Annotated in this window: 19 protein-coding genes; 14 read left to right on the top strand and 5 right to left on the bottom strand. The window is 63.3% G+C overall.

Annotation, left to right across the window (positions count from 1 at the left end; all coding sequences use genetic code 11):
* The first annotated feature begins 23 nt into the window (after positions 1-23).
* The 4 genes from smpB to PVV74_RS08265 all read left to right on the top strand — a co-directional run bounded on the left by smpB (position 24) and on the right by PVV74_RS08265 (position 3,010).
* Entirely contained in the window at positions 24-500 is a 477-nt protein-coding gene (gene smpB / locus PVV74_RS08280) for an SsrA-binding protein SmpB (protein WP_057791393.1), read from the top strand.
* Positions 501-596: 96 nt separating this feature from the next.
* Positions 597-887 (top strand): hypothetical protein, encoded by a 291-nt coding sequence (locus PVV74_RS08275; protein ID WP_274592858.1) that lies wholly within the window; start codon positions 597-599, stop codon positions 885-887.
* A gap of 81 nt (positions 888-968) precedes the next feature.
* The gene (gene sseA, locus PVV74_RS08270; protein ID WP_103762754.1) at positions 969-1,826 is read left to right on the top strand and encodes a 3-mercaptopyruvate sulfurtransferase; all 858 of its coding nucleotides are present in this window, start codon (positions 969-971) and stop codon (positions 1,824-1,826) included.
* Positions 1,826-3,010, top strand: a complete 1,185-nt coding sequence (locus PVV74_RS08265) for an amino acid aminotransferase (RefSeq protein ID WP_103762753.1) — start codon at positions 1,826-1,828, stop codon at positions 3,008-3,010. Before sseA ends, PVV74_RS08265 begins: the two co-directional genes overlap by 1 nt.
* 82 nt (positions 3,011-3,092) lie before the next feature.
* Here the strand turns inward: PVV74_RS08265 and PVV74_RS08260 are convergent, their stop codons facing one another.
* Complete coding sequence (locus tag PVV74_RS08260) at positions 3,093-3,710, bottom strand: TetR/AcrR family transcriptional regulator (protein ID WP_103762752.1); 618 nt, start codon at positions 3,708-3,710, stop codon at positions 3,093-3,095.
* Between the two features lie 123 nt (positions 3,711-3,833).
* Positions 3,834-3,995 (bottom strand): hypothetical protein, encoded by a 162-nt coding sequence (locus PVV74_RS08255; RefSeq protein ID WP_274592857.1) that lies wholly within the window; start codon positions 3,993-3,995, stop codon positions 3,834-3,836.
* Between the two features lie 197 nt (positions 3,996-4,192).
* On the opposite strand from PVV74_RS08255, the gene mbfA reads away from it, so the two are divergent.
* From mbfA to PVV74_RS08215, 8 genes are all read left to right on the top strand, one after another.
* A complete protein-coding gene (gene mbfA / locus PVV74_RS08250; RefSeq protein WP_103762751.1) occupies positions 4,193-5,170 on the top strand; it encodes an iron exporter MbfA in 978 nt (325 codons plus the stop codon).
* A 45-nt stretch (positions 5,171-5,215) separates the two neighbouring features.
* Positions 5,216-6,151: an AEC family transporter gene (locus PVV74_RS08245; protein ID WP_274592856.1), complete on the top strand. Its 936-nt coding sequence runs from the start codon at positions 5,216-5,218 to the stop codon at positions 6,149-6,151.
* 171 nt (positions 6,152-6,322) lie between these two features.
* Positions 6,323-7,156: an S-formylglutathione hydrolase gene (gene fghA, locus PVV74_RS08240; protein WP_103762749.1), complete on the top strand. Its 834-nt coding sequence runs from the start codon at positions 6,323-6,325 to the stop codon at positions 7,154-7,156.
* A gap of 3 nt (positions 7,157-7,159) precedes the next feature.
* Positions 7,160-8,590, top strand: a complete 1,431-nt coding sequence (gene sthA, locus PVV74_RS08235; protein ID WP_274592855.1) for a Si-specific NAD(P)(+) transhydrogenase — start codon at positions 7,160-7,162, stop codon at positions 8,588-8,590.
* 4 nt (positions 8,591-8,594) lie between these two features.
* Complete coding sequence (locus tag PVV74_RS08230) at positions 8,595-9,044, top strand: YaiI/YqxD family protein (protein WP_274592854.1); 450 nt, start codon at positions 8,595-8,597, stop codon at positions 9,042-9,044.
* On the top strand, positions 9,041-9,994 hold the full coding sequence (locus PVV74_RS08225; RefSeq protein ID WP_274592853.1) for a DMT family transporter: 954 nt from the start codon (positions 9,041-9,043) through the stop codon (positions 9,992-9,994). Before PVV74_RS08230 ends, PVV74_RS08225 begins: the two co-directional genes overlap by 4 nt.
* Positions 9,995-10,064: 70 nt before the next feature.
* A complete protein-coding gene (locus PVV74_RS08220) occupies positions 10,065-10,982 on the top strand; it encodes an ornithine cyclodeaminase family protein (protein ID WP_274592852.1) in 918 nt (305 codons plus the stop codon).
* Entirely contained in the window at positions 10,979-11,917 is a 939-nt protein-coding gene (locus tag PVV74_RS08215; protein ID WP_274592851.1) for an alpha/beta fold hydrolase, read from the top strand. The genes PVV74_RS08220 and PVV74_RS08215 overlap by 4 nt, the downstream gene beginning before the upstream one ends.
* On the opposite strand, the gene PVV74_RS08210 is transcribed toward PVV74_RS08215, so the two are convergent.
* Both PVV74_RS08210 and PVV74_RS08205 read right to left on the bottom strand, forming a co-directional pair.
* The gene (locus PVV74_RS08210) at positions 11,914-12,312 is read right to left on the bottom strand and encodes a hypothetical protein (RefSeq protein ID WP_274592850.1); all 399 of its coding nucleotides are present in this window, start codon (positions 12,310-12,312) and stop codon (positions 11,914-11,916) included. The two genes, PVV74_RS08215 and PVV74_RS08210, sit on opposite strands and share 4 nt — an antisense overlap.
* Before the next feature lie 221 nt (positions 12,313-12,533).
* Positions 12,534-13,775 (bottom strand): MFS transporter, encoded by a 1,242-nt coding sequence (locus PVV74_RS08205; RefSeq protein ID WP_274592849.1) that lies wholly within the window; start codon positions 13,773-13,775, stop codon positions 12,534-12,536.
* 135 nt (positions 13,776-13,910) lie between these two features.
* Here PVV74_RS08205 and zapE point away from each other — a divergent pair, with 135 nt between their 5' ends.
* Positions 13,911-14,972 (top strand): cell division protein ZapE, encoded by a 1,062-nt coding sequence (gene zapE, locus PVV74_RS08200; protein ID WP_103762742.1) that lies wholly within the window; start codon positions 13,911-13,913, stop codon positions 14,970-14,972.
* A gap of 52 nt (positions 14,973-15,024) precedes the next feature.
* Positions 15,025-15,447: a GMC oxidoreductase gene (locus PVV74_RS08195; RefSeq protein ID WP_274592848.1), complete on the top strand. Its 423-nt coding sequence runs from the start codon at positions 15,025-15,027 to the stop codon at positions 15,445-15,447.
* On the opposite strand, the gene PVV74_RS08190 is transcribed toward PVV74_RS08195, so the two are convergent.
* The gene (locus PVV74_RS08190; protein ID WP_274592847.1) at positions 15,444-16,052 is read right to left on the bottom strand and encodes a type 1 glutamine amidotransferase; all 609 of its coding nucleotides are present in this window, start codon (positions 16,050-16,052) and stop codon (positions 15,444-15,446) included. The genes PVV74_RS08195 and PVV74_RS08190 overlap by 4 nt on opposite strands.

Genomic DNA, 16,052 nt, shown 5'->3' with positions numbered 1-16,052 from the left:
CCGCCCGGAAGGCAGAACTCGACATGGTCAAGCCCAAGATCAATCCAAACTACAAGGTCGTCGCCGAGAACCGCAAGGCGCGGCACGACTATGCCATCGAGGACGATCTGGAATGCGGCATGGTGCTCGCAGGATCCGAGGTCAAATCCCTGCGCCAGAAGACCTCCAACATCGCTGAAAGCTATGCCGCGGTCGAGGATGGCGAGCTGTGGCTGGTCAACAGCTACATCGCCCCCTACGAACAGGCCGTGCCTTTCGGTCACGAGGACCGTCGCCGCCGCAAACTCTTGGTTTCGCGCAAGGAAATGGCGCGTTTGTGGAACGAGACCCAGCGCAAGGGCATGACCCTCGTGCCGTTGGTGATGTACTTCAACGACCGCGGCATCGCCAAGATCAAGATCGGCATCGCCAAGGGCAAGAAGAACACCGACAAGCGCCAGACCGAGGCCAAGCGCGACTGGAACCGCCAGAAGCAGCGGCTTTTGCGCCACGGTATGTAAGCGCGTCGGATTGCACCCTCTGCGGGTGCTGCGGCTTTTGCTATCCTCCCCCAGTTCCAAACGCGACACGCGGGATAGCACGGGGAACCGGGAAGCATGGACTTACTGATCAGCCTCATTGCCGGCGCCATCGGCGGCAACATTGCCGGCGGCCTTTCTCCCCGCCTGAACCTGGGCGTTCTGATCAATTCTGGTGCCGGTGTTCTCGGCGGAGCCCTGGGCGGCCATGCCCTTGGCTTGCTGGGCTTTGGCGGCCTTGCGCAGACCGCGCCCGACAGCGCGACGCTCGACCCCACGGCACTGACGACGCAACTGGCCGCGGGCGGTCTGGGCGGCGGCGCCTGCCTTCTGGCAGCTGGTCTGCTGCGCAATCTGCTGGGCCGCTAAAACGGGAAACAGCACACCCCGTCCGCTTGCACTGTCCGGCGTCCCGCGCTACGTCATTGGCAACGGTTTCAGGGGGCTGTCATGGCAAACGACGATCCGAAAACACTGGTATCCACCGATTGGCTGGCGGCGCATCTCAATGATCCTGACCTGCGAGTCCTTGACGCCACCTACTTCCTGCCGGGCATCGACCGCGATGCAAAGGCGGAATACGATCAGGCGCACATCCCCGGCGCCCGGTTCTTCGATATCGACGATATTTCCGACCATCGTTCCGACCTGCCGCACATGGCGCCTCCAGTGGAAAAGTTCATGTCGCGCATGCGCCAGATGGGCGTGGGCGACGGTCACCAGGTGGTGGTCTACGACACCCATGGCCTCTTCTCGGCGGCCCGCGTGTGGTGGCTATTCCGCCTGATGGGACAATACGACGTGGCCGTCCTGGATGGTGGCCTGCCCAAGTGGCTGGCCGAGGGCCGCCCGACCGAGGACCTGCCCCCGATGATCCGGGACCGGCACATGACCGTCCGGCGCGAAGCGCACCGGGTCAAGGATGTCACACAGGTCGCTTCCGCCTCCAAGCTGGGCGACTACACCATCCTCGACGCCCGTGCGCCCGGCCGGTTCCGGGGTGACGAGCCTGAGCCGCGCGAAGGGCTGCGGGCCGGGCACATCCCCAACTCCCGCAACGTCCCCTACAGCACTTTGCTCAACGACGACGGCACGATGAAATCCCCCGACGACCTGCGCACCATCTTCGATGCCGCCGGCGCGGATCTCACGAAACCCGTCATCACAAGCTGCGGCTCCGGCGTGACCGCCGCGGTGATCAATCTTGCGCTGGAACGGATCGGCAAGACCGACCACGCGCTCTACGACGGATCATGGACCGAATGGGGCGCCTTTCCTACCGTCTCCGTCGCAACCGGAGAAGCCTGATGTTTGAACACCTAAAAGAGCAACCTGCCGACAAGATCCTAGCCCTCATGCAGGCCTACAAGGACGATCCGCGCGACACCAAGATCGACCTCGGCGTCGGTGTCTACAAGGATGCCGAAGGCCGCACGCCGATCATGCGCGCCGTCAAGGCCGCCGAGAAGGAATGGTGGAAAGAGGAAGAGACCAAGGCCTATGTCGGCCTCGCGGGCGACCCGGCCTTTTCCGATGCGATGATCAAGCTGATCCTCGACGATGCCGCCCCGCGCGACGCGGTGGCGGCGGTGGCCACGCCCGGCGGCACCGGCGCGGTGAGGCAGGCGTTCGACCTGGTGAAAATGGCCAACCCGGATGCGCGCGTCTTCGTGTCGGACCCGACCTGGCCAAACCACCTCAGCATCCTGAAACACATGGGGATCGAACACGTCCCCTACCGCTATTTCGACAATGAAACCGGCGGCGTCGATTTCGACGGCATGATGCAGGATCTGGATGGGGTTCAGGCAGGCGACGTGATCCTGCTGCACGGCTGCTGCCACAACCCGACCGGCGCCAACCTGACGATGCAGCAATGGGGCGAAGTGACCGATCTCGCGAACGCCAAGGGCGCTATCCCGATGATCGACATCGCCTACCAAGGCTTCGGCGACGGCCTCGATGCTGATGCGGCCGGCACGCGCCACGTTGTGTCCTCCTGCCCCGAAGTCCTGATCGCAGCAAGCTGCTCCAAGAACTTCGGGATTTATCGCGAGCGGACAGGTCTTCTGATGGCCGTCTGCCAGGACAGCGCCCGCCGCCCGACAACGCAGGCGAACCTGGCCTATCTCAACCGCCAGAACTATTCCTTCCCGCCCGACCATGGCGCACGGCTGGTTTCGCTGGTGCTGAACGACGACGCCCTGCGCGCCGACTGGCAAGCAGAACTCGAAGAGGTCCGCCGCGGCATGCTCGGCCTGCGCGAGCAACTCGCCCAGGAACTGCGCACGCTCTCGGGCTCGGACCGCTTCGGCTTCATCGCGCAGCATCGTGGCATGTTCTCGCGTCTCGGCCTCGCGCCCGACAAGGTCGAGGCGCTGCGCAAGGACCACGCGATCTACATGGTGGGCGACAGCCGGATCAACATCGCCGGGCTCAACTCAAGGACGGTGCCGCTGCTGGCGCAGGCGATCATTGACGTGGGCGCCTGAGCGCACCGTTAACGATTGTTGAAATTTTCGGGGTAATCTTCGGGCGGTGATATCTTGCACCGCCCGCTCTCTTTTGCCCGCCTCAGGTCCCGTAACGCGCCAAGAAGGTTTCGACCGCGCCCTGAACCACGCGCTCGATCCCCGCCTCGGACGTGTCACAGTCCACACCGCACAGGCAGCGGACGAACAGATCGCACTTGCACAACTCCCCGAACTGCTTCGTCGCAAGGTCCATGTCGTCGATCTTCAGCTCCCCGCGATCCACATAGGGGGTCAGCAGCCGTCCCATGCGTTCGCTGAACAAGCCGGGACCGGACGCATAGAACCTCTGGCCCAGTTCGGGAAAGCGATAGGATTCGGCGACGCAGATGCGGAACATCTGCAGCCCGAAATCCGACAGGAAAAAACGCACCGCGCGATTGGCCGCCTCCAGCAGAACCTCTCGCGCCGTGGCGCCCGGGTTGATTTGCTGCAACGCCTCTTCGGCCTGCCGATTGCATTCGACCCGCGCGACCTCGGAAAACAGCAAGCGCTTGTCCGGGAAGTAACTGTAAAGCGTCGCCTTGGACACGCTCGCGGCGCGCGCGATGTCATCCACGCTGGCACCTTCGAACCCGTCTCGCATGAAAATCTGCCGTGCACCCTCAAGCACTTGGTCGAATTTTCGACCTTTCTTGATCTCGGCGTCCATGGCCGTCATGCAAGTCCTCCTGCCTGTTCCTGTCAGCTTACAGGTCGTGGGCGTCGAACTGCAAGCCTGTCTGCGGGCGGGCGCGGAAGGAGAGGACGAAGGAACACCCACCCACAGACAGTGCGCGCCGGGTTACTGTGCATCGATGCCGACGTCACCCTGCGTCACGGGCTCGGGCGCGGGCTGGGGAAATGTCAGAACCGGCGTCAGGCTCGACATGTCAACATTCATTGCCATGGAGGGGGATGCCAGCGCCGAGGCGGCAAGGGTCAGTGTCAAAAGAAGAGGTTTCATATCGCGTTTCCTTATCTGAACCATTCAGTTCACAATCGCCAATCTAAACAGATCAGTTCAGCTTGCAAGGGCTAAAGTAAACTATTCGGTTCAGATTTTTGCATACCTGCTATTCAAGAATGATCGGACGCCCCGGGCTTGACCTATTCAGCCTCTCAGGTACATTAGAATTATTCTAAACTACTGGAGGTCACCCGATGATTCCCGGTGTCACGTCCCGCCGTCGTTTCTCGGACCTGTCCGAGCAGGAAATCCTCGCACTCGCCATCTCCTCTGAAGAGGACGACGCCCGCATCTACCGCAGCTACGCCGAGATGCTGCGGGCTGAATATCCCGATACCGCGAAGATCTTCGATGGCATGGCAACCGAGGAAAACGAGCACCGCCGCCGCCTGATCGACCTCCACCAAGAGCGTTTCGGCGACGTGATCCCGCTTATTCGGCGCGAGCACGTGGCCGGCTATTACGCCCGCCGGCCCGTCTGGCTGATGGAAAACCTCGGGATCGAGCGCATCCGCGCCGAGGCCGAGGCAATGGAAAGCGATGCCGAACGCTTTTACCTCAACGCGGCCAAGGCCACGACGGATGCCGCCACCCGCGCCCTGCTGGGAGATCTGGCCGCCGCCGAGGCCGGACACCAGGGCCGCGCCGGAGAGCTCGAGGAGCAACATCTCGACGCCGACGCCCGAGACAGCGAGGAGCGCACCGCCAAGCGTCAGTTTCTTCTGACCTGGGTGCAGCCGGGTTTGGCCGGACTCATGGACGGGTCGGTCTCGACCCTCGCCCCGATCTTCGCCACCGCCTTCGCCACGCAGGATACCTGGACGACGTTCCTCGTCGGCCTCGCCGCCTCCGTCGGCGCCGGCATCTCCATGGGCTTCACCGAAGCGGCCAGCGATGACGGCGAACTGTCTGGCCGTGGCAGTCCCATCAAACGCGGCTTCGCCTCGGGCATCATGACCACCGTCGGCGGGCTGGGCCACGCCCTACCGTATCTCATCCCCGATTTCTGGACCGCCACGATCATCGCCGTCATCGTGGTCTTCGTCGAGCTTTGGGCCATCGCGTGGATCCAGAACCGCTACATGGAAACCCCGTTCTTTCGCGCCGCCTTCCAGGTGGTGCTGGGCGGGGCACTGGTCTTCGCCGCGGGGGTACTGATCGGCAGCGGCTGACATCATCGCGATTGACGCCCCCCGCCAGCATGCTACCACCGCGTCATGCTGGATATCTTCATGCAAACCCTGCCCTTCTTCCTGCTGATCGGGCTTGGCTACTGGGCAGGGCGCACCGGGTTCTTCAGCGAAGAGGCCACGGCCTACCTCACGAAATTCGTCTTTTACTTCGCCCTGTCGGCGATGCTGTTCCGGTTCTCCGCGAACCTGACGATGAGCGAGATCTTCGACTGGCGGTTCGTGATGGCCTACCTCTGGGGCACGGCCTTCGTTTACGGGCTGGTGACGCTGGTCGCCTTCTTCCGCAAGCTCAAGGCCGAAGAAGCGGCGTTCGAGGCTCAATGCGGCGTGATCGGCAACGTGGGCTTTCTCGGCGTGCCGATGCTGACCCTGCTGCTGGGGCCGGATGCCATCGGACCCGTGATGCTGGTGCTGGCCGTCGACCTCATAGTGTTCGGTTCGCTCATCGTGATCGTCGTCACCGGCACCCGTGACGGACGCATGAGCTTGGGGATCTTTCGCACCGTCGGCATCGGCCTCGTGAAAAACCCGATGATCGTGTCCATCACGCTCGGGCTCGCGTGGTCCGCCTTCGACCTCCCGATCCACCCGGTCATGAACGATTTCCTGTCTCTGCTGGGCGGCGCGGCGACCCCGGGCGCGCTCTTTGCCATCGGCGCGTCGCTTGCCACCAAATCCGCCGAACGCCCCTTCGTCGCGGGCTGGCTCAGCTTCAACAAGCTGATCCTGCATCCGCTCTTCGTCGCCTTTTCCGCGCTCTACCTTTTCCCGGTCGATCCCTACCCGGCCGCCGTGATGATCACCGCCGCCGCCCTGCCCGTCGCCGGCAACGTCTACATCCTGGCCGAGCACTACCGCGTCGCGCCGCAGCGGGTCTCGGCCTCGATCCTGGTCTCTACCGCCGTTGCCGTCTTTACCGTGTCGATCGTCATTGGCTGGGTCACCGGCCTATACCAGTAATCGGCCTGCCCCGCTGCCCGGCATTTGCAAAACTGAAACCTGTTGGCGCTATGCCGATGCCGACAAAATTCGCGGTTGGCCGCAGGGCTGGGCATGATACGGTCCGCGCGACAGCCGCCGGGTGACGACAATCCGGTGTCTCACCGCTCAAAGGACAGAAGGAAGATCGTGATGGAAACCGTTTCGGAAAATGCCTGCTTCGGCGGCACGCAAGGTGTCTACACCCACACATCCAAGGCGTGCGACTGTGACATGACATTCGGCCTGTTCATGCCGCAGGAGGCGAAATGGGGCACCGTGCCCGTGCTGTGGTATCTCTCAGGCCTCACCTGCACCCATGAAAACGCCATGACCAAGGCCGGCGCACAACAATGGGCCGCCGAACAGGGCATCGCGCTGGTCTTCCCCGACACCTCGCCGCGGGGCGAGGGCGTGGCAAATGACGACGCTTTCGACCTCGGGCAGGGCGCGGGCTTTTATGTCAACGCCACCCAGGACCCCTGGGCGCCGCATTTCCGCATGTGGGACTACGTGACCGAGGAGCTGCCCGTTCTGATCGCCTCGAACTTCGCCATCGACAGCGCCCGTCAGGCCATCACCGGCCACTCCATGGGCGGGCACGGCGCGCTGACCATCGCGATGAACATGCCCGACCGCTTCGCCTCGGTCTCGGCCTTCTCGCCCATCGTGAACCCCACGCAAAGCAGCTGGGGCCGCAAGCAGTTCGGCGCTTACCTGGGCTCTGACGAAAGCCAGTGGGCCAAGCATGACGCCACGCTTCTGATGAACGAGAAGGGCTTCGATGGTCCGATTTTGTGCGATACCGGAACCTCGGACCAGTTTCTGGACCTTCTGATGCCCGAAAGCTTTGCCAAGGCTTGCGCCACCCGCCGCCAGCAATCCATCCTGCGCATGCAGCCCGGTTACGACCACAGCTATTTCTTCGTCTCCTCCTTCATGGAGGAACACGTCGCCTTCCACGCCGAAGCGCTCTACGCAGGGTAAGACATGAGCCATTACGACCTCATCATCATCGGCTCCGGCCCCGCCGGACGCTCTGCCGCGATCCAGGCGGGCAAGCTGAAACGCCGGGTGCTGGTCGTGGACCGCAAGGAGCGCCTGGGCGGCGTGTCGGTGCATACCGGCACGATCCCGTCCAAGACCTTGCGGGAAACCGTGCTCAACCTCTCGGGCTACCGCGAGCGCAGCTTTTATGGCCGCTCTTACCGGGTAAAGGACGATATCGGCGCGCAGGATCTCAAGATGCGCCTGCACAAAACCCTCGATTACGAGGTCGACGTGCTGGAACACCAGTTCAACCGCAACCACGTCGATACCCTGCACGGGCTGGCCAGTTTCACCGGGCCCAATGCCCTCGACGTGGCGACCGAGGCGGGCGAGACCATGTCGCTCACCGCCGATCGGTTCCTGATCTCCACGGGCACCAAGACGTACCGTCCCGATTACGTGCCTTTCAACGGCAAGACGGTCGTGGATAGTGACGAGTTTCTCGAACTGGGCCAGATCCCGCGCAGCCTTGTCGTTGTGGGCGCGGGCGTGATCGGCGTCGAATACGCCACCATGTTCTCGGCCCTCGACGTGCGCGTCACCCTGATCGAGCCCCGCGACAGCTTCCTAGACTTCATCGACAAGACCCTGATCGACGATTTCACCCACCAGATCCGCGAGAATGGCGTCGACCTGCGCCTCGGCTCGGCCATCGAGACGATCGAGGACGCGGGTGAGCATATCGAGACCACGCTCGCCAACGGGCGGCACGTCCGCTCCGAGATGCTGCTCTTCGCCGCCGGGCGCATGGGCGCCACGGATCGGCTGGGCCTCGACAAGGCGGGGCTGAAGACCGACCACCGCGGCCGGTTGGAGGTGGATCGCAAAACCTACCAGACGAGCGTGCCGCATATCTATGCTGCGGGCGACGTGATCGGGCATCCCTCGCTCGCCTCGACCTCCCTGCAACAGGGCCGCATCGCCGCCTGTCACGCGCTCGACACGCCCACCCTGCCCGAAAGCCCCTGGTTCCCTTACGGCATTTATTCCGTCCCAGAGATTTCCACCTGCGGCATGTCAGAGGAGGAAATGCAGGAGCGTGGCATCGCTTACGAGGTCGGCATCGCCCGCTTCCGCGAGACATCGCGCGGAAACATCATGGGGCTGGAACACGGGATGCTGAAAATGCTCGTTTCCCTTAAAACCCGCCGGGTGCTGGGCGTCCAGATCGTCGGCGAAGGCGCGACCGAGCTCATTCACATCGCGCAGGCCGTGCTGAACCTGAAGGGCACCGTAGACTATTTCGTGCAGAACACATTCAACTATCCAACGCTGGCCGAGGCCTACAAGATCGCCGGTCTGGACGCCTTCAACCGCATGCCCATCCCGGAGGAATACAAGGTCGCGCGCGGCGCCAAGGCGGCGGAATAGGCCCATGTCCCTTTACGTCGACGCCGATGCCTGTCCGGTCAAGGACGAGGTCGAGCGGGTGGGCACCCGTCACAAGCAGAAGATCTTCATCGTTTCCAACGGCGGCCTCCGCCCGTCGCGCAATCCGCTGGTGGAAACCATCATCGTGCCCGACGGCCCCGATGTGGCCGACATTTGGATCGCCGAGCGTGCCGGGCCGGGCGATGTCGTCATAACCGGCGACATCCCCCTCGCCGCCAAATGCGTCGAGGCAGGCGCGCTGGTGTTGAAACACAATGGCGAGGCGATGACCCAAGCCAATATCGGCAACGCGCTCGCCACCCGCGACCTGATGAGCGACCTGCGCGCCGCCGACCCGTTTAGGCAAGGCGGCGGCAAGGGGTTTACCAAGGCCGACCGCTCGCGCTTTCTCGATGCGCTGGAACGCATGGTCCGCAAGGCAGCGCAAGGATGAGCGTGTCGCGCACAAACCTTGCCGGCGCGGGCTGCGCCCTGCTGGCTGTCATGTGCTTTTCGCTGAACGACGTGGGCATCAAATTCCTGTCTAACGACTATGCCCTGCACCAGATCGTGTTTTTCCGGTCGGCCATCGGCTTGCTGACCTTCGCGGTGATTTTCCTGCCTTTCTACGGCCTGCGGGTGCTGCGCACGCGGCGCCCCGGCGCGCACCTGTTGCGCGGGATCTGCGTGGTCGGCGCCAACTCTTGCCTCTTCCTCGGACTGGCGGCGATGCCCATCGCCGACGCGGTGGCGGTGTTCTTCATTTCGCCGCTGGTCATCACCGTCTTCTCGGTGATCTTCCTGCGCGAAACCGTGGGCGCCCGGCGCTGGGCGGCCATCGCCGTGGGCTTCGTGGGCGTTCTGGTGATCGTCAAGCCCGGCACCTCAGCCTTTCAGGCTGCCGCCCTCCTGCCCATGGCCGCGGCGGTGCTTTACGCCGTGATTCACATGGTCGCCCGCAAGGTCGGCGGCACGGAGTCGGCGGCGACCATGGCGGTCTATATCCAAATCACCTTCATCCTCTCCTGCTGCATCATCGGTCTTTCGATCGGCGATGGAAAGTTCGCCCAGCAGGATCACGCCTCGCTGGCCTTCCTGTTCCGTGCGTGGGGTACGATCGCGGCGCATGACTGGTGGATTCTGGTCATGCTGGGCGTCAGCAGCGTGCTGGGCGGGTTCTTCATCAGCCAAGCCTACCGCATTTCCGAGGCCGCGTTCGCCGCGCCCTTCGAATACGTCGCCATGCCCATGGCCATTATGTGGGGCGTCACCGTGTTTGGCACGTGGCCCGACCGCACAGCGTGGATCGGGATCGCCCTGATCCTGGGTTCCGGCCTCTACCTGATCTGGCGCGAGTCCCGGAAGGATCAGATCGTAGCCAGTGACGAACCCCGCCACCTGTGACGCGCGCGGCGTTTGACGCCAACCGCGCCAGCACGCATACCTTCCGATACCAAAAGCAAGGAGCGCGCCCATGAGCATATCCATCATCCCCTTCGACGAAGGCGAGACGCTGCTCGACTGGCTGGCGCTCTGCGACACGTTCGAGGCCGGTCATAAGCGCCCCAAGGCCGAGATCGGCGATACCTTCCTCTACCGCGACCCTGACACGCTGCTCAGCCGGTCGGCTTGGATCGACGGGATGGGGCTGGCGGTCAAATCCGCCACGATCTTCCCCGGCAACCCCTACAAGGGCGAACCGATGATCAACGGTTCGGTCAGCGTCTTTTCCGACAGCAATGGCAGCTTGGAGGCCGTCATCGACTTCCACCTCGTGACCAAGTGGAAGACCGCCGGAGACAGCCTTTTCGCCGCTCGCCGGCTCGCAAGGCCCGACAGCCGCAACATCCTGATCGTCGGCGCGGGCACCGTGGGCCGGTCGCTCTTCCAGGCCTACAGCGCGGGCTTTCCCGACGCACAATTCACCGTCTGGAACCGCACTCGCGCCAATGCCGTGGCGATGGTGGATGATTGCGCCGGCCTGACCGTGGCCGACGATCTGGAAAACGCCGTGCGCGCCGCCGACATCGTCACCTCTGCCACCATGTCCAACGAACCCGTGCTCAAGGGCGACTGGTTCCAGCCCGGCCAGCATATCGACCTTGTCGGCGCCTACCGCCCCGACATGCGAGAGGCCGACGACACCGCCCTGCAACGCGCCCGCGTCTTTGTCGACAGCTACGACACGACGGTGGGTCATATCGGCGAGATCAAGATCCCGCTCGAGTCCGGCACGATCACCCGCGATCACCTCGTGGCCGACTATTACGAGCCGGAACACTTCACCCGCGGCAGCGACGAAGACATCACCCTATTCAAGAACGGCGGCGGCGCGCATCTGGACCTGATGACCAGCCGTTACATCCTCGACGCTTGGCAGGCGTCGCGGTGATCGGCTGGGCGTTTCTCTCCGCCGGCACTGCCCTTGTCGCCGCCCCCTTAATCGCCGAGGCCTTCCGCCCCCGCGTCACAAACAAGCAACGCGCAGCGGCCACGGGCCAGGTGGCCGATCTGCCGAACGGCCCGACATGGTTCCAGTGGCGCGGGCCCGAAGGTGGCCCTGTCGCGGTCTGCGTCCACGGCCTGACCACGCCCAGCTTTGTCTGGGGTCCGCTCGCCGACCACCTCTCCGGGATGGGCTTTCGCGTCCTGACCTATGACCTTTATGGTCGCGGCCTCTCGGCCCGCCCCAAAGGCGAACAGGTCAGCACATTCTTCACAGCCCAGCTTGCCGCGCTGCTGGATCACCAGGGGATCGAGGGCGACTTCACCCTGCTCGGCTATTCCATGGGCGGTGCCATCGCGACGGGATTTGCCGCTGCACATCCCGACCGGGTGTGCCAGCTTTGCCTGATCGCGCCCGCCGGTCTGGGTCACGACCTCGGGCCGGTGGCCCAGATGGCCATCAACCACCCCAATATCGGCAAGTGGATGATGCTGGGCTTTTATCCCCGGAGCCTGCGCCGTGGCCTGAACTCCGAACGTAGCCTGCCGTCGGCCATCCCCGACATGGTCGATCTGCAAATTGCCGAAAGCCGCAAACACGGGTTCGCACCTGCCGTCTTGTCTTCGCTCAGGGGCATCATGGACGAAGACCTCGCCCCCGCCCACCGCGCCATCTGCGACGCCGGTATTCCGACCTTGGCGATCTGGGGCGAGACCGACGACGTGATCCCCCTTGCGGGCCGCGACCGGCTGGCAGCACTGAACCCAGCTGCGCGCAACGTTGTCATCCCCGGCGCAGGGCACACGCTGGCCTACACCCATGTGGCCGAGGTCTCCGAAGTCATGGACACGCTTCACGTCGCAAAGGGCGTGGCGCCCTAATCCAGTTGGGACCGCGCTGCTTCGCAGGCGCTGCCATCGGCGTCGACATCGCAAACGCGCTGCCACGCGTCCCGCGCCTTGGCAGTGTCACCCGCCTGCGCCCATTCCGCGCCCAACATGTAACAGCCCCAAGGTGCCTGCGCCGTGCAGGCCGTCTCGTAGGTGCGAACTTGGCACTCCCGCGCCTCGGCGACGGCGGGTCGCGTTCCCGCGATCCAGCTGCCGCGCGTCGCCGTGGCGCCGGCATTCGTGCACGCATTGGCGTCCCCAGCCGCGCATGCGGCCATGAAGAAAGGAAACTTCACCGTGGCCTGGCCCTCGACGTCCAGCTCGATTTCCACCGCGCGCGCCAGTCCGAAACAGGCCCGCGCCTGCCCCGTCCGGCACAACGCCAAGCACCATCCCGGTCGATCCGTACAATCCCGCGAACCGCCCGGCTTGCGGCCGAGGTCGCGAAAAACATCCGCCGGGCACATCTCGCGAAAGGCCGAAAATGTCGGATCTTCCTGTCCCGCGCGCAACGTCTGATGATACCGTTCGGGCGTGGCGGCGATCCAATCGTCGACGTCCTCCGCAACGGCCGGGCCCAGCGCCAGAAGAAACAGCGACGCGAGCGTCAGGCCAAGGCACCGCGCGGCAGCGCCCGTTCTTTTACCGGAAGATGCACGATTGCTGAAAATGCGCCCACTCCCACGCCGATCCACCAGACCATCGAATAGTTTCCGTAGATATCATACAACTGCCCCCCCAGCCAAACACCCAGGAAACTACCCAGCTGGTGACTGAAGAAAACGATCCCGTAAAGCGTACCCATGTATCTCAGCCCATAGATATGCGCGATCAGCCCGCTGGTCAGTGGCACGGTCGCCAGCCACAGTGACCCCATCGCCGCCGAGAACAGCAGCACACTGGTCGGCGTGATCGGAAACAGGATGAAAGCGGCCGCGACAAGGGTCCGCCCGGTATAGATCCCGGCCAGCAACAGCTTCTTGGAGTGGCGTTTTCCCAACCATCCAGCCGTCAGCGTCCCCGCGATATTGGCCAGCCCGATCAGCGCGATGGCCACCGCCCCCAGCGCCGAGGTCGTGGTCACCCCCATGTTGTGCAACACGCTGCCCGCCACGATCGGCCCGCAATACTCCGTCACGAAGGCCGGGAAATGTGCGGTGATAAAGCCTAGCTGGTAGCCGCAGGAGAAAAAGCCGAGAAAGATCAGCGTATAGCTCGGGTCGCGGAACGCCTTGACCAGGATCTGGCCCATGGTCTCTTCCAACTCCGTCGTGCTGACAGGCTCCGGCGCGCGCATCAGCGGCAGGCAGGCCAGCACAGCCAGGATCGCCGCCGCGAAGATCAGGAAAACCGACTGCCAGCCCATCATCGACAGCAGGTACTCTGCAATAGGTGGACCGAATACCTGCCCCGCCGATCCTGCGGCGGTCGCGATGGCCAGGCTCATCGAGCGGTTCTCGTCGCTGCTGGCGCGCCCCACCACGGCGAGGATCACTCCAAACCCTGTGCCCGCAATCCCGAATCCCACAAGCACTTCGTACAGCTGATGCGCCAGCGGCGTCGTGGCAAAGGAAGATAGCACCAGTCCGGCGGCATACATCAACGCACCAAGGATGATGGCCTTGCGGTCGCCCACTTTCTCGGCAATCGCGCCGAATATCGGTTGGCCGATCCCCCAGGCCAGGTTCTGCACCGCGATGGCCAGGCTGAACTCCACCCGCAGCCAGTTGAATTCCTCGGCAATCGGGATCTGGAACACACCGAACGCCGCCCGGATAGAGAACGACACCAGCATGATCAAGCAGCCCGCCACCAGCACAGGTGTGAAGATCGACGCGGATTTCTGCATGGGACCCTCCGAAGAATGCCGCGACAGTACCCGCCCCCGCCGAAGCGTCAATTCAGCGATTGTGATGCATACAATTCGGTTTCGCGAACCGCTTCCTGCTTTCCACGCCGTCGCAGCTTCGGTATCCACAAGGGCATGGAGACGGTCCCCGACAAATACGAACGCCTGGTCGACGAGGGCGTTCTGAAACGCGACGATGCGCAGGTCGCGGTCGTCGAGGAGCTGGAGCGTCTGCGCGCCGATCTGGCTCAACCCCAGAAAAAGGGGTTCTTTCGCAGGCAGGTCGAGGCGCCCAAAGGTCTTTACCTCTGGGGCGGTGTCGGGCGCGGCAAGTCGATGCTGATGGATATGTTCGTGGAAACGCTGTCGGTGCCCAAGCGCCGCGTGCATTTCCATGCCTTCATGCAGGAGATCCATGCCGGGATGCACAAGGCCCGCGCCGCCGGAAAAGAAGACGCGCTGGCCCCCGTCGCCAAGGAGGTGTCGGATTCGGTGCGGTGCCTGGCCTTCGACGAGATGCAGATCACCGACATCACTGACGCCATGATCGTGGGCCGGCTCTTCGAGTCGCTATTCGCTTCGGGTGTTGCGGTGGTGACAACCTCCAACCGCGAGCCCGACGAACTTTACAAGGACGGTCTCAACCGCCAGCTGTTCCTGCCCTTCATCGAGCTTCTGAAAGAACGGATGGTCATCCACGAGATGGTCAGCCCCACCGACCATCGTCAGGGTCGGCTGGCAGGCAGTCCAACGTATTTCACACCAAATACCCCAGAGGCCCGCGCCAAGATCAAGGAAGTGTGGCGCGACCTGACCGAGGGCAAGGGCGCGCCACTAACCCTTGTCGTCAATAAACGCGAGGTTGAGATTCCCGCTTTTCACAACGGCGTGGCGCGGGCCAGTTTCTATGACCTCTGCGGGCGCTCGCTTGGTCCCGCTGATTATCTTGCCCTCGCTCAGGCAGCCCGGGTTCTGGTGCTGGAAAACATACCACAACTCAGCCGGTCGAACTTCAATGAGGCCAAGCGATTTGTGACCCTGATCGACGCGCTTTACGAGGCAAAGGTCCGACTCGTCTGCTCTGCTGCCGCAGAACCCGAGTATCTATACGTCGAAGGTGAGGGCAGCTTTGAATTCGAACGCACCGCGAGCCGCCTTCGAGAGATGCAATCCGAAGGCTGGGGCCAAGACGCGTGAGCCATCCGTCCCGCGAATTTGACTATATCATCATCGGCGCAGGAACTGCCGGATGTACGCTCGCCAACGGTTTGGGACGCGACAGGTCGAAGAAAATCCTGGTTCTCGAGGCCGGGCCGATGTGCAAAAGCCGCGTGAGCTTTCCGATACATTTCGCGACGTCGAGGTCGACCCAGGACCGGACGTAAAGACCGATGCAGAAATCCGCGCATGGATCCGTGCGAACGTGACAACGGATTTCCATCCATGCGGGACATGCCGGATGCGGCTGGGACAGAACTCCGTGGTAGATGAAAGATTTCGCGTTCACGGTATAGAGGGGCTGCGCGTTGTGGATGCCGCGGTGATGCCCCGCGTGATCAGCGCGAATCTCAACGCGCCGGCCCAGATGCTAGCGGCCCGTGCGGCGGATTTCATCGCCGGGCATGCGCAGCTTGCACCGCAGAACCCGCCCTTCGCTTCCGAAAGCGCCTAGGTCCGCGCCGTCGCCTGAAGCCAGTTGATGTAGATACGCTCGGCCATCTCGTTGAACCTGTCCATGCGTTTGGCGCAATCTTCCTGAAAAGAGCCAAGGGCTCCTTTGCCCAGCGCCTTTTCCAGGGCGTCAGCATATTCCGGGATCTCTCCCCACGCCTCGACCGTGTCATGTTCAATCTCGATGTGAAACTGCATGGAGTAAGCGCGCGTTCCCCATTTCATCGCCTGCACGGGACAGGCAGGAGACGTCGCGAGGACCTGCGCCCCTTCCGGCAGCTCGGTCACCTCGGCAGAATGCCACTGAAGGCATTGGAATACTTCCGGCAAGCCATCGAAAAACACCCCGCTTGCCCCGGCTTCGGTCAACTGTACGTCCAACACGCCGATTTCGGGAGTCTTCGATGGGCCGACCGCACCGCCCAATGCCTCTGCAAGCAACTGATGTCCCAGGCAAAGCCCGAGAAACGGAATACCCTGCCCCTCGACCGCATCGCGGATGAACACCTTTTCGTCCTTCAGCCACGGATGCAGATCCTCCTGCCAGGTGTCCATCGGACCGCCCAGTACCCAAAGTGCATCGTAACCATCCATGCTTTCGGGCAA

Source organism: Roseovarius sp. SK2, from assembly GCF_028807495.1.
Taxonomy (GTDB): domain Bacteria; phylum Pseudomonadota; class Alphaproteobacteria; order Rhodobacterales; family Rhodobacteraceae; genus Roseovarius; species Roseovarius confluentis.
Note: the sequence above shows the minus strand (reverse complement) of the source record. Positions and strands in the feature narration are given on the sequence as shown.

Coding starts and splice junctions, on each gene's coding strand:
- smpB (WP_057791393.1), top strand. CDS start 24: ATGGTCAAGCCCAAGATCAATCCAAACTACAAGGTCGTCGCCGAGAAC.
- PVV74_RS08275 (WP_274592858.1), top strand. CDS start 597: ATGGACTTACTGATCAGCCTCATTGCCGGCGCCATCGGCGGCAACATT.
- sseA (WP_103762754.1), top strand. CDS start 969: ATGGCAAACGACGATCCGAAAACACTGGTATCCACCGATTGGCTGGCG.
- PVV74_RS08265 (WP_103762753.1), top strand. CDS start 1,826: ATGTTTGAACACCTAAAAGAGCAACCTGCCGACAAGATCCTAGCCCTC.
- PVV74_RS08260 (WP_103762752.1), bottom strand. CDS start 3,710: ATGACGGCCATGGACGCCGAGATCAAGAAAGGTCGAAAATTCGACCAA.
- PVV74_RS08255 (WP_274592857.1), bottom strand. CDS start 3,995: ATGAAACCTCTTCTTTTGACACTGACCCTTGCCGCCTCGGCGCTGGCA.
- mbfA (WP_103762751.1), top strand. CDS start 4,193: ATGATTCCCGGTGTCACGTCCCGCCGTCGTTTCTCGGACCTGTCCGAG.
- PVV74_RS08245 (WP_274592856.1), top strand. CDS start 5,216: ATGCTGGATATCTTCATGCAAACCCTGCCCTTCTTCCTGCTGATCGGG.
- fghA (WP_103762749.1), top strand. CDS start 6,323: ATGGAAACCGTTTCGGAAAATGCCTGCTTCGGCGGCACGCAAGGTGTC.
- sthA (WP_274592855.1), top strand. CDS start 7,160: ATGAGCCATTACGACCTCATCATCATCGGCTCCGGCCCCGCCGGACGC.
- PVV74_RS08230 (WP_274592854.1), top strand. CDS start 8,595: ATGTCCCTTTACGTCGACGCCGATGCCTGTCCGGTCAAGGACGAGGTC.
- PVV74_RS08225 (WP_274592853.1), top strand. CDS start 9,041: ATGAGCGTGTCGCGCACAAACCTTGCCGGCGCGGGCTGCGCCCTGCTG.
- PVV74_RS08220 (WP_274592852.1), top strand. CDS start 10,065: ATGAGCATATCCATCATCCCCTTCGACGAAGGCGAGACGCTGCTCGAC.
- PVV74_RS08205 (WP_274592849.1), bottom strand. CDS start 13,775: ATGCAGAAATCCGCGTCGATCTTCACACCTGTGCTGGTGGCGGGCTGC.
- zapE (WP_103762742.1), top strand. CDS start 13,911: ATGGAGACGGTCCCCGACAAATACGAACGCCTGGTCGACGAGGGCGTT.
- PVV74_RS08195 (WP_274592848.1), top strand. CDS start 15,025: ATGTACGCTCGCCAACGGTTTGGGACGCGACAGGTCGAAGAAAATCCT.